The organism is Pseudofrankia sp. EUN1h, assembly GCF_001854645.1.
GTDB classification, from domain to species: Bacteria; Actinomycetota; Actinomycetes; order Frankiales; family Frankiaceae; genus Pseudofrankia; species Pseudofrankia saprophytica.
Genome location: NZ_MBLN01000007.1, coordinates 1 through 12,061 on the forward strand (window position 1 = coordinate 1; position 12,061 = coordinate 12,061).

General features: G+C 70.3%; 10 protein-coding genes. 2 read left to right on the plus strand and 8 right to left on the minus strand.

The window, feature by feature from the left end; genetic code table 11:
• Positions 1–130: 130 nt before the first annotated feature.
• From BCD49_RS04590 to BCD49_RS46325, 7 genes are all read right to left on the minus strand, one after another.
• Positions 131–1,258, minus strand: a complete 1,128-nt coding sequence (locus tag BCD49_RS04590) for a hypothetical protein (RefSeq protein WP_071041173.1) — start codon at positions 1,256–1,258, stop codon at positions 131–133.
• Positions 1,255–2,235, minus strand: coding sequence for a thiopeptide-type bacteriocin biosynthesis protein (locus BCD49_RS04595; protein ID WP_071041175.1), 981 nt, complete (start codon positions 2,233–2,235; stop codon positions 1,255–1,257). Before BCD49_RS04595 ends, BCD49_RS04590 begins: the two co-directional genes overlap by 4 nt.
• Positions 2,217–3,347 (minus strand): lanthionine synthetase C family protein, encoded by a 1,131-nt coding sequence (locus tag BCD49_RS04600; protein WP_232793971.1) that lies wholly within the window; start codon positions 3,345–3,347, stop codon positions 2,217–2,219. Before BCD49_RS04600 ends, BCD49_RS04595 begins: the two co-directional genes overlap by 19 nt.
• Positions 3,348–3,391: 44 nt before the next feature.
• Positions 3,392–6,541: a lantibiotic dehydratase gene (locus tag BCD49_RS04605; RefSeq protein WP_007507613.1), complete on the minus strand. Its 3,150-nt coding sequence runs from the start codon at positions 6,539–6,541 to the stop codon at positions 3,392–3,394.
• Between the two features lie 94 nt (positions 6,542–6,635).
• Positions 6,636–6,836 (minus strand): FxLD family lanthipeptide, encoded by a 201-nt coding sequence (locus BCD49_RS04610; protein ID WP_007507611.1) that lies wholly within the window; start codon positions 6,834–6,836, stop codon positions 6,636–6,638.
• A gap of 60 nt (positions 6,837–6,896) precedes the next feature.
• A complete protein-coding gene (gene fxlM, locus BCD49_RS04615) occupies positions 6,897–8,174 on the minus strand; it encodes a methyltransferase, FxLD system (RefSeq protein WP_071041176.1) in 1,278 nt (425 codons plus the stop codon).
• Positions 8,175–8,403: 229 nt separating this feature from the next.
• Positions 8,404–9,240 (minus strand): NAD-dependent epimerase/dehydratase family protein, encoded by an 837-nt coding sequence (locus BCD49_RS46325; protein WP_116439368.1) that lies wholly within the window; start codon positions 9,238–9,240, stop codon positions 8,404–8,406.
• Here BCD49_RS46325 and BCD49_RS04620 point away from each other — a divergent pair.
• Complete coding sequence (locus BCD49_RS04620) at positions 9,139–10,494, plus strand: helix-turn-helix domain-containing protein (protein WP_232793969.1); 1,356 nt, start codon at positions 9,139–9,141, stop codon at positions 10,492–10,494. The two genes, BCD49_RS46325 and BCD49_RS04620, sit on opposite strands and share 102 nt — an antisense overlap.
• A 17-nt stretch (positions 10,495–10,511) precedes the next feature.
• Here BCD49_RS04620 and BCD49_RS04625 read toward each other — a convergent pair whose 3' ends face one another.
• Positions 10,512–11,168 carry an HAD family hydrolase gene (locus BCD49_RS04625; protein WP_007507606.1) on the minus strand — a complete coding sequence of 219 codons (657 nt, stop codon included), beginning with the start codon at positions 11,166–11,168 and terminating at the stop codon, positions 10,512–10,514.
• 349 nt (positions 11,169–11,517) lie between these two features.
• On the opposite strand from BCD49_RS04625, the gene BCD49_RS43065 reads away from it, so the two are divergent.
• Positions 11,518–12,061 (plus strand): ATP-binding protein (locus tag BCD49_RS43065; protein ID WP_198939422.1); only part of this gene is annotated, 544 nt, incomplete at its 3' end.

Genomic DNA, 12,061 nt, shown 5'->3' on the forward strand with positions numbered 1-12,061 from the left:
CCTCGTCCACGACCACGCCCGCCGGCGCCCCATCGCCATCCACCGGTCTGACCGGGATCGCCCCAGCCGCCGTGTCAGCCATCGTGTCGGTCATCTGGTGTCTCCTCTACCTGCACAGATGCACAGAGTGTCACAGGGGAGTTACACYGTTGTTCTTACAGGCCCGGTCGAGTATCTGGGTGAGGGTGGTGTGGGCGGCGCGGGTTGCGGTGAGCAGGGCATCTAGGTAGGCGGGAGGGAGGGCGCCGAGGTCGAGGCCGGCGGCCTCGACGAGGTCGCATAGTGCTGTGGCTTGTTGGGGTGTGGGTCGCGCGTCGTGGGGGCAGCGAGCGAGAAGGAGGCGGGCGGCGTAGGCGTCGGCGGTCTGGATGGCGGTGCTGGTGAGTCGGGTGGCGAGGTGGCGGGCTTTGGTGGGTTGGTGGAGCGCAGTGAGGTCGAGGGTCGCCAGGCCGAGGTGTATGCGGTAGGTGTGCGGGGTGTCGGCGGCGAGGGTGTCGAGGGCGTGTTCTGCGCCGGTGAGCGCAGCGATCATCTCCGGCGTGGCGGGGTGGAGGTAGGCGCGTAGGCAGGTGGCGGTGCAGGTCTCCCAGGGGCTGGTGAGCGTCGAGGTGTCGAGCAGGCTGGTGGCGGTGCCGAGGTCACCGGCCGTGGCGTGGGCGAGGATTTGGGTTTGGCGTCCTTCTCGTAGACGTAGGCCGATGCCGCGGTGGGTGTGGGCGTAGGTGTAGGCGTCGACCCAGCGGCCTTGGGTGGTGAGGGTGGGGATCGCGTCGGTGAGGCGGATCGTCCAGGCCCAGCGGCGTAGCCGTTGCCGCTGCTCGGCAGTGGCTTCGATGGTGGCGAGCGGGAGTCGCTGGCCGTCGACGATCAGGTCGGTGTGGTTGTTCACCGCGTCGGCGAGGGCGTCGAGTCGGGTGAGTGCCTGTGCGGCGTCGCCGGCGCGGCGGGCGAGGCGGGCGAGGTTACGGACGGGCTCGAGGAGGTAGGTGGCCTCGTCCCCGGTCAGAGGTCGGGTGAGGTGAAGAAACGGGCCGATGAGCTGCCAGCAGAGCTGGCGGGCGAGATCGGGCAGGCCGCAGTCGGCGGCGGTGAGCGCGGCCAGGTTGATCACGTGGCCGGCGCGGTTGAGGGTCGGCTGCCGCTGGGTCTGGTGGGCTTGGTCGGTGAGGTAGGCGATCCGGTCCGCCAGCGGCGGGYAGGTGGGCCGGCCCTGGGGCACCAACGGAAAGTGGCGGGCGGCGGTCGCGAGGATGCTCATCGGGGCAGGTCGGGCAGCAAGGCGCGGCGGGCAGCGTGAGCAAGGGTTGCTTGATCGGTAGCAGCGAGGCCGACTCGATTCCAGTGGAAGATCATGATGTGGGTGAGGACGGCGCGTAGGCCTCGTCCGAGCGTGCCGGTCGTGGCGGCGGTGGCGAGGGTGTGGCCAGCGGTGTGGAACGCGGTGCGCCATCCGGTGGCGTGGGCGAGCGGCCCGGCGGGCGCGAACAGTGGATCGCGTGCCTGGTCAGGGCCCGCGATCAGTCCTCGGAGGCGGCCGTGGAGTTCTGCTGGTTCGCTGCCGGCGGCCCGGGGTGGGGGGCGAAGCTGGGTGATGCGGTCGAACACGTCGCCGCGTTCGAAGGTGTCGAGGCCGGCGGCGGTCAGCAGGGTGCCGCACAGCAGCAGCGATACCGCTGCCCGGCCGAGGCCGGGTGTCGGCTGGCGCAGGTAGGCCAGGACGCCGTGGCTGTCGGCGCAGAACAGCTCGTGCACGGTGTCCATCGCCGTCGTGCCGCCGAACGCGGCGATCTCAGGCTCGTAGACGGCCGGCCGCCATGCCGCCACGTCGGCCGCCACCAGATCGTCGAGAAGCGGACGGACCACGGTCGCCGGGTCGACGCCGGGTGCGGCTTGCAGGCGGATGCGCMAGCCGGGCGGTTTACGCAGGAACCACCAGCCGAGAACAGCCCCAGTGATGCGGAGCTGGTCGAGCGCAGGGCCGACCCGGCCGGCGACGACCATCTCCGCACCGGCCGGGTCCGTGAACTGKATGTTCACCTGGTACCAGCCGTTCTCAGCGTGGCGGTGTAGGGCGGTGCGGCCGGCAGCTTGGTAGGTCGCGACGGCGTCTGTGAGCATGTCGGGGTCCACGCCGGTTTTGAGGGCGGCGAGGGATGCGGGGGTGCCGGCGAGGACGGCGTCGACGGCCCTGGTGAGCGGGTCGGTGACGAGAGCGGCTAGTTGATCAGTAGGCATAGGTCCCATCCCGAGCGGGTGGTGCCGTGGCGTGCGGTCGTGGCGGCGAGTCGGTCGCCGGCGTGGCCGGTGAGCAGCCCGCCGGTGGCGGTTGGCGGGCCCGGGTCGCAGGCATGGTGGCGGGCCAGGTGCCGCGCGAGCGCGGGGAGCCGGGCTGCGAGGGCGGGGGCGTCGGCGGCGGCGCGCCACACCGTCTGGTAGGTGCCGGCCGGCCCGTGACACAGACCCGGTCCGGCGAGCCCGGCGAGCCGTTCGTCGGTCAGGTGCGCGGCGAGGACGGCTTCGGCGGCCTGCTGGCGGGCCGGGTCGGCGGTGGCGATCGCGGCGAGCTGGTGGGCCCGGGCGACGCCGGGTACGCCGTAGCACCAGGACGCGCGGCCCGCGGCGCGCTGGGACGACCGGCCGGCTCGTAGGTCTGCGCGGGTGATCCATTGTGGCCACCACGGGCCGGCGGGGTCGTCTTGGAGCCACCGGTCATACTCGGTCAAGATCTGGATGAGGGCGTCGCGCTGGCCGTCGACCTGGACGCCGTGCGCGGTGGCGAGGGCGAGTAGGGCGAGGATGCCTGCGGCGCCGTGAGCCATGCCGAGGTTGGCGTGGCCGCCTGGGGTTTTCACGGTTGTGTCGGGGTCGTGGCTGACCCACCAGCCGGGTGTCCAGGTGCCGTCCGGGTCGCGGCGGGGTTCGGCCAGGTGGGTCAGGTAGGTCAGTGCCCGGCCGAGCACGTCGCTGCCCGGCTGGTAGCGGAGCAGGTATGCCCCCAGGCCGGTCAGTCCGGTGAAGATGTCGAAGTCCTGGAACGCGACCTGCCCTTGGTCGGCGCTTTGGGTCGCAGCGGATACGCGGCGCAGCGTGAGTGACTCGATGTGCCGGTCGAGGTGGGCCACCGCCCGCTCATAGCGAGGCTGTCCGTCTGCTTGGGCGGCGTGGAGCAGCAGGCCGATCGCTGGCACGCCGCGGAAGAGCCCGGCGTGGGGGCCGAGGTCGAGGGGCTCGTGAGTAGCCAGGCGGATCGCGGCCTGCGCTACCGGCCAGCCCGCTTCGTCGTGCAGGGCCTCTTCGATCGAGAGGAGCGCTGCGCCCGCGGCGCCGGAGGCCAGCGACTGGGCCACCACCGTCCGCCTCGGTCCAGGCGGCGTGGTCACTGACCGGGTGGTCATGGGCCGGCGTTCGCTGGCACGGGTAGCCGCGGCTCGCGGGCTGTGGTGGCTGGGTGCAGGGCGAGGTAGCGGCGGGCGGCGGCTTGGGCGAGGCGCAGGCTGGTGGCTTCGAGGGCCTTGTCGATGCCGACAGCGCGCACGTGATGGTCGTGCAGCAACGACCGCAGCACGGTCGCGGGCTCCCGCTGCTCGGCGAGTATCCGGTAGTAGCGGGTGAGCGCGTTGTCCCGGGCGTTCCATGCCGCGGCGACGGTGGCGGGGGCAGGCTGGTCGGTGAGGCGCAGTGTGTGGTCGCGTAAGGCCCGGTCCAGGGGGCCTGTCGGTGGATGGGGCAGGGCTAGGAGTCGGTGGGCTCCGGTCGTCGGGTCGGGGGCGAACGCGAACGCGAGTCGGGCCAGCGACGCCGCGGCAAGCGCCTGCGCAGGAACAGCGCTGGGTGCAGCACCGGCGAGTTGGGCGATCGCGGCAGCGGTGTCGGCCGCGAAGACCGCCTCGGCGGCCTCCAATGCGGCTCCGGTGCCATAGCGTCCCGGCTGCGGCTGGTAGCCGACCAGGGCGATTCCGGCGAGCATGCCCCGGGCCTGGAGGTCGCGGGCGAACGCGGCGAGGCGGGCGGCAAGTGGGCCGTAGGCGCCCTGTTCGGGCACGCGCAGATAGAGATCGAGGTGCTGGTCGGTCTCCGGGCGTATCAAATCCAGCTGCCGGCCTGCCCACCATCGGCTGATCTGGCCGGTGGTCTGCAGGGCTGTCAGTAGCACGGTGGCGTGGCCGGTGAGGATCTCGGCGAATCGGGCGGGGTTGCCGTGCAGCTGCGCGTGTACCACCGACGCGTCGCCCGGCTGGCCGGCCGGCGCTGGGGCGGCGGTCGCGACCGGAGGCCGCCGCGACATCGGGACGGTGCGCACCATCGGCACGGTGAACTCGGCGGGCCGGCCAAGCCAGCCGTCCCTGTCCGCGGCGCCTTGTTCCCACAGCTCGATCCGGGTGGCCGGGTCGGCGCGGTTCAGCCGGGCGCGCAGCAGGTCCCGGTCCAGCGGCTGGCTTAGATCGAGCGGCAGGCGTTGGTCGTCCTCACAGAGCACGACCTGTTCTGGGACTGACCATCGTTTCCGCCAGCCGGCCAGCGCCTCGTCCCACACTGCCGCAGTGGTTCGGCGGCGCAGAGATGGTTCGGTCACGAGCCAGCGGGCCGGGACGAGCACGGTGCGCCGGTAGCGGATGCGGGGGGTGTGCGGCAGAGCGCGGGCGGCGCCGAAGTCGAACGGGCCGTAGAACGCACACCGGCTCTGCCCGACCTCCGCGAGGAAACGCGCGAGTCTGGGGGTGCGGCCCCGCAGGTCGAGCGCGTGCAGGATCCGCGGCAGTACCTGCTCCCCGGTGGCCCGGCGCATCAGGTAGAGCTGGTCCGCGTCGGCGGTGACCGCCAGGTCCTCGAGCGTGAGGGTGTCGCGTGGGTCGGGGTGTTCGCCGAGGGAGAGCACCTCGTCCAGCAGCCGTGGCACGCCGGTCACGTTGCCGTTGTGGGTGTACCGCGGTGGGAACGACAGCTGCACCGCAACCGCCCCGTCTCGCCCGGCGCCGAACGAGGCCGCCAGGCTGGCCCGGTCGGTCTCGTCGAGCAGATAGGCGAAGCGGCCCGCCATGCTCGTCTGCGCCCGCGGAGTTGCTGTCGCCCACAGCTGGAAGCGGCCCCGGTCGATCGCCTTGGCTGAGGCCGCGTGCAGCGCGAACCCGAACTCGACCCGCCCCGGACCCACGATCTCCTCGCCCTCGGTGGCCACGGTCAGCGCCTCGACCACCCGGTCGGTCAGCTCGATCTCGGCAGCGCTTTCCAGCGCCGCGCGCTGCAGCAGCGTCAGCAGGCGGGCGTCGCGTTCGGTCAGCATTCGCCACACCGGCCGGGCCCGCGGCGCGGCCGGGAAACCGGTCGGATAGCCAAGCCCTGAGTCAGCGAGCAGCTCTCCGACGGGGACGAGGGCACCCGGCCCGTAGCGCGCGAGGAATCGGGAGTGGTACTCCAGCCACGCCATCTGTCCGAACGGCCGTGTCCCTACCCGTACCAGCGTCTCCACCGCTGCCGCGGCCTCCTGCAGCACGCTGGCCGGCAGCGTGATCTCCATGTCGGCGCGGACGTCGACCGCCAGCACGCCGCCCGCAGTCATCGGCTCGCCCACCCCTGCGGGGGCGAGCGCATGCATGACCTCGGCGATGCGGGCGCGCCGCGCCGTCGCCTGCTCGGCGTCGGTGGACGCGTCGTGGTTGGCTGCCGCCAACTCGCCGGCGATCTCCTCCAAACGGGCCAGAACCTGCGCCGGCGCCGACAGATCTGCGCGTGCCGGGGCACTGGCCATGACCGCCCGCAGCACATCGATGACGTGCGCGAGTCCGTCGACGGCACTCGCGGGCGGGTGAAGGTTCGTCAGGAGCACGCCCTGATCGACGAGCCTGTCGAGCAGCGTGCGGATGGTGGCCGCGCGGGCCGACGGGAACGCGATCTGGAGGTCGGCGCGCAGGTCGGTGAACCGCCGTGGGAGGTGCGTCGCCGCGAGCGTCGCGGCCAACGGTTGCGAGCAGCGCACCGATATCTCCGTGACCGGAGCCTCCGCACGCCGGTTGAGGCCCACCGGCACGGGCCATTGCGGGACCACGAACCTGCCATCGCGCACCACCCCGAGGGAGTTCGCGACCACGGTGAGCCCGTCACGCACGTTCGGGTCGGCTTCCAACCGTGCTACCAGGCTGTGCAGCCAGGCCGCGTCCGCTCGTACCGCGACGCGCGGTGTCCCGGCCGCCACCGTGGCCCGGTCACCGACCTTGACCGAGGCGACTCCGGCGAACAGACCGAACGGCGTCACCCGGCGCGCCCACCGCGCCAGGTAGAAGCAGGTCGCCAGTACAGCTCGCCGTATCTCCTGCGTGCCAGCGCCCTCGCGGCCCACCAGCTGTTCGACCCGATCGGCAAGAGCGGGACTCGCTAGCGCCACTGCTGCACAGACGTCGGGTCGCGCCCACACCCCGGCCAGCCAGGTCTTGCCGTCGACGTCCGCGTCGTCGAGGATGCCGACGCCGTGCGGCAGATCCAGGCCGACCGGCGCGGTCGACAGTCGGACCAATACCGGCTCCGCCGGCGTGTACGAGGCAGGCATGGTGTCGGCCACTCCTTTCAACCGCCTACGGGCAGAACCTGTGGCCGGCCACCGGCCCGCCTGGTCGTTCGGGCGGGCCGGCGGCGAGCGGCTCCTAGAACGGGTCGTTCGCGTTGCTGATGCAGGCCGTCGTCGCACAGGTCGAGCCGCAGCCGTCGCTGGTGTCGCAGTCGGCCATGGGCGCACCGGGCACGAGCGACTCGATCACCTGCAGGTCCAACTCGAACTCGTCGAGCTCGGCAGGCGCCGAGCTGGTGGGTGCGCTGGCGGTGTGGACGGTGTCGGTGGGGGTCATGGGTCCTCCTGTCGGAGATACGGGTGTGATCCGCGCGTGGCCGTCAGGTCCGCGCACGCTTCAGGACGGGCCCGGCTCCATACCGCCGGGCCACTCGATGGCGACGAGCTGATGAGTCTTCGTCAACACCGCCGCGCCGGCCGGCAGCAACGCCCAGTCCGTGCCTGCGGGCCATAGCGAGAACCGAGGAGCGGCCCGGCCCGTCCGGTCCCAGGCCCGCGTCGCCTCGACCATCGCCGCGGCAGCCTCGCCTGCGTGCGGACCGAAACCGCAGGCACCGAACTCCGAGTCCCCCGGCCGGGCACCCTCACCCACCGGGCGGGCCACCTCCGGGCCGGCGAGCCGAACGATCTGCACAGCAAGCGAGTCCCCGACCGCCGCTCCATACGGGAACATCTGCACCCCGTCACCGACGAGTGCCGCCTTGTCCTCGACACCGACCCGGCAGAAACCCGGCAGATAGCAGGCGAACCACAACGTCAGATCCGCGAACGACGTCCCCCTCCTACCCAGGACGCCCGACCACGCCTGCGAGCGACCCGCCGCGAGCACCCCGTCCAACCGGGACGGCTCCGCAGGCACGCCCGTCTCGAACCGCGCTGTGACCGACCCGCCCGACGGCGCAGGAAGGTGGAAGGTTCGATCGGCGTGGCCGCCGACGCCCTGCGCCGGGACGAACCCACACACCTCCGCCGACGTACTGACCAGATGGCCCGGGGCACGACGGAAACCGATCGACCGGGTGATCCCGTTCATCCGCAGCGGCACCACCAGCCGGCCCGCCGCGGTCAGCTGCTCCACCAACGCCGGCGACACGTCCCACGCCCCCACCGTGAWCACCACGGCGTCAAACGGCTCTTCACCAGGCACGCCATGGTCGGCGTCGCCGACCAGCACCCGCACCCGATCGCCATAACCCGCTGTGGCAAGCAGCTCCCGCGCGTTCGCCACGATCTCCGGATCGATGTCCACACTGACCACCCGGCCATGACGGCCGACAACCTCGGCGATCAGGGCCGCGTTACAGCCCCCGGAACCCACCTCCAGAACACGCATCCCCGGACGCAGCTCGGCCTGCTCCAACATCCGCGCCTGAATAAAAGGCGCCGACACGGAGGAAATAATCACTCCAGCCGCGTCACGTTTCGTGGTCACCGAATCCGCCGCGTTGTACGCCGCGAGCAGCGACGTCTCGGACGGCATGAAAGCTTCCCGCGACACCCGGCGAAACGCCGCCTCCACTTCCGACGAACGGATGTCTCCATCCGCGATCATCTTCTCCACCATCGCGGCGCGAGCCTGGCCGGCCTCTTCGGCCACATCAAGCACCTGACCCATCAGTCCTCCGTTCTGCAAAAGTGATGCAACGTGTGATCTTAATATTTTGTTCGACACGGAGTCGACTATCGACCTGCAACATAAAGTCGCGGGCGCCAGGATTTCTACACGAGACCGGCAGAAGATCTAAACTCGGACGAAAGAGTGCTGGGCGCCCGGCTCCACATATAGCTGCCCTCGCCTGTAGCGTTCGCCGAGATTTACACCATCGGCCAGATCATCCCGACACTCAGGGTTGCGTGGAAGGCCAGCCCTGTCCGCAGTATGTCTGCAGTGGTTGTCGGACAGGTAGGGTCCGACTCCCGGCTCGGTCGCGCGATGGGGACCGTGGACGCTGGAGGACGAGGCGGCGCACACCGCGCCGGACGCACGCGTTAAGCCGACGGCGCGTGCCTACCACATTGGGCCGCGTGTAGTCGTCGAACTCGTCCCTCCAGGACTGCCGAACGCCTGGTCGGGTCGCCAGGTGGAAGACGATGTCGCACCCGACGACGGCATCATCCAGGCCGTCCTGGGCCAGGTCGRCACTGACGAGGACGCACTGCGGGTCGTCCCTTACAGGCGCGAGGTTCTCGTCGGGGAGAGCGTCGGAACCCTGCACCGGCAGCCGACGGCGACGGTCGTGACTTCTCGGGCAACCAGGTTCTCGACGAGATGGGATCCAATGAAGCCGCCCGCGCCGGTGGCCATCGCCCGGTTCATCGGACTGCCGCCGCAGGCCCAGYGGGCCGGAAGCCTGCTGATCGCCGTCAGTGCTGTCGCTTGGCGTGCCACCGTTCATGCTCGACGTGTCCACCACGCATCCCTGGTCGCTGTGGCCCGCATCGGCTGTCGCCGGCAGGGCCCGGCGCACGATCCCCGCCGGCCTGATCAGGAAACCCGGCCACCAGCGCGGGCGGTACCCTCCACAGCCCGTCCAATGGCAACCAGCCGATGACGGAAGGTAGCCACGTCCGATAGCCTCATGCTGGTCGACGACACCTGCCCGACAAGACGTTGGAGGTGCGGCGTGGCGAGTAATCGTCATCCCCCGAACCGGAATCTGGCCTGGGAACGACTCCAACATGGCTGGTCACACGACGAGGTCGCCCGCCGCGTCGGCATGGAGATGGACCACGCCGGCGAGACGTACACCGGCCTGTCCGCCAATACGGTCAGGCGATGGGAGACCGGCGAGCGACACCCCGAGCCGCGTTACCGCAAACACCTGGTGACCGTGTTCGAAAAGCCCGCGAGCGAGCTCGGCCTGCTCACGCCAGCCGAGCTAAAGATGCGCCCTGACGTCGCTACGGGGAGGACAGACGGCATGCAGTCTGGCGCGATTGGTGACGCGAACTGGGACCGCGCGGCCGTCCTTCGCGCACTACTTGGAGCAGGAGCGCTACCGCTGCTGAGCCCGTTGCTGTCCGCAACGTCGGCCGAGGACGACTCGCAGACTAGATCTTTCCAGGTGGACCCCGAGACCTACACGGAAATCGCGAACGGTCAACGAGAACTGTACTGGAACAGTCCTCCGCGTCCGCTATTCGAAGCCTCCTTCGCGCACACCCACCTGGGCGTCGCACTCTTGCGCGGCGCTAGCGGCACGCAGCGCGCTGCTCTTGCCGCCGGGCTGGTCCAGTCGGCGCTGCTCGCCGGACGCCTCGCCTTCTTTGACCTCGGCCAGCCTGCCATCGCCACACGCTGCTACGAGGTCGCCCTCACAGCCAGCAAGGAGGCCGGCGACCACGCACTCGCCGCCACAGTCCTCGGCCACATGGCCTTCGTCCCCGCCTTCAGCCAGGACCCTGACAGTGCGCGGAACCTGATCACCGCCGCGCTGCAGCACTGCTGGCACGGCGTCCACCCCATCGTCCGGTCCTGGCTGCACTGCGTGTCCTCCGAGATCGAAGCCAGAAACGGCGCCGCGACAACCAGCCGCCACCAGATCGACCTCGCCGAAGCCTCGCTGCCCGACGATGCCGGCGATCTCACGTGGTTCGACTTCTACGACGCGGCCCGTCTTGATTCCTTCGCCGGCTACGCCGCCCTCACAACGGGCGATCATCCGGAAGCTGCCCGCCGACTGGCCGCGGCGGCGGACCAGCTCGGCACGCGGGGAAGCAAACAGCGCAGCGTCATCCTCGCCGATCTTGCCGGAGCACACGGCCGGGATGGCGACCGCGTCGCTGACTACCTTGGTCAAGCGATCGAGACGCTCGCCACCGACTGGTACGCGACCGGGATGGACCGCGTACGCGCGATCCGGCCAATGCTGGGAGACAGCAAGCACGGTCAAAACATCGACGGGCAGATCAGAGCACTGTCACCAGCATCCTGACCTCCATCTACAGAGTGTCAGTTCGCCTCGTTGCGTTTGCGCACCAGATCTGATAGGTCGGTCAGAGAGTCGAGGCGAAACAGGCAGCGGTCGGCGACTGCAGGATCCTCAAGGATGTAGCCCCACGGGCCCCGACGGATGAGAGCGGTCGCCATGCCAACGGCCTGCGCGGGGCGGATGTCATTGTCGAGCCGGTCACCGACGTAGAGCACCTCACCGGCCGGGCAACCCGCTTCGACGACGACGCGGTGAAAAAACTCCGCCGATGGCTTCTCCACACCCCAGCCGTCCGACGTGCCGATCACGTCAACGGGGAGATCCAATGCCCGCAGGATGGCCTCGGCGCGGGCGGTCTGGTTCCCCGCCAGGCCGACCAGCAGACCCTCTGCGCGTAGCGCTGCCAGGCACGGCCGCGCATCGGCGTACAGGTTCTCCTCGCCGAACGACTCCGGCTGACCGGCCGCCGCGCGCCACTCCCGCTCCGCCCCGAGGTCAAATCCGGCCCGGAACACCTGGAATACCTCCCGGTAATCCAGCCCGCGGGCGATCACGGCGCCGAACACCGCGGAAAACGTGTGCCGAGGCACTTCTAGCCAGTCCGCCCACGTCCCGTACTCCCGGGACTCATCCACGATCGTCTCACCTACGTCGAAGAACACCGATCTGATCGGCACGCGGGCCCTCCCGACTGGTCAGACTGCGGATGATGCAAACCCCCAGCATGAGGCTATCGGACGTGGCTACCTTCCGTCATCGGCTGGTTGCCATTGGACGGGCTGTGGAGGGTACCGCCCGTGCTGGTGGCCGGGTTTCCTGATCAGGCCGGCGGGGATCGTGCGCCGGGCCCTGCCGGCGACAGCCGATGCGGGCCACAGCGACCAGGGGTGCGTGGTGGACACGTCGAGCATGAACGGTGGCACGCCAAGCGACAGCACTGACGGCGAGGCGCCCATGGACTCGGGACCACCTTCGCCAAGCCAAGCGGTATCGACTTGCCCCCTCCCTCGCGCCGGAGTGGCCTCCATGACCTGCTTCGAATCTTCCGGAGGTCGCGACCCGAATCGGCTGTCCTCCGGATCCCCTCGCACGCCAGAGCTGTCAACTACCAGCGCAGCGGCAAAGGCCCTGCCCGCCGGCATGCCGCGGCAGTTGACGGTGCGTGACAAGGTGGAAGCGAATCGCTCGATCGTGCGATGGCTGGCCTCCACCCCGGCCGCACCTGCCGTCGCCCGTTGGCAGACACACGCGACGCTGTCGGGATGGCGGCTGCTCTCGCTTCTGGACGACGCGCAGCTCGTGATCAGCGAGCTTGTCGCCAATGCGGTCACCGCCTCCACGAACACCAACACGCCGGACCCGCTCTCCCATTGGATCGCCGTTCGGCTCACCGACACTGACCGCCGACTTGTGATCGAGGTCTTCGACACCGCGCCCGCCATGCCCGCCCGCTCCATGCCCGACCCGCTGGCCGAGTCCGGACACGGACTCCACCTCGTCGACGCGCTGGCCACCTGGGGCTCCTATCCGACTGCGACAGGGCCAGGCAAGATTGTCTGGGCCGCGTTGG

Bases quoted from the DNA above. Each gene is read 5' to 3' on its own strand.
- BCD49_RS04620 (WP_232793969.1), top strand. From the start codon at position 9,139: ATGCTGGTCGACGACACCTGCCCGACAAGACGTTGGAGGTGCGGCGTG.
- BCD49_RS04605 (WP_007507613.1), bottom strand. From the start codon at position 6,541: ATGCCTGCCTCGTACACGCCGGCGGAGCCGGTATTGGTCCGACTGTCG.
- BCD49_RS04610 (WP_007507611.1), bottom strand. From the start codon at position 6,836: ATGACCCCCACCGACACCGTCCACACCGCCAGCGCACCCACCAGCTCG.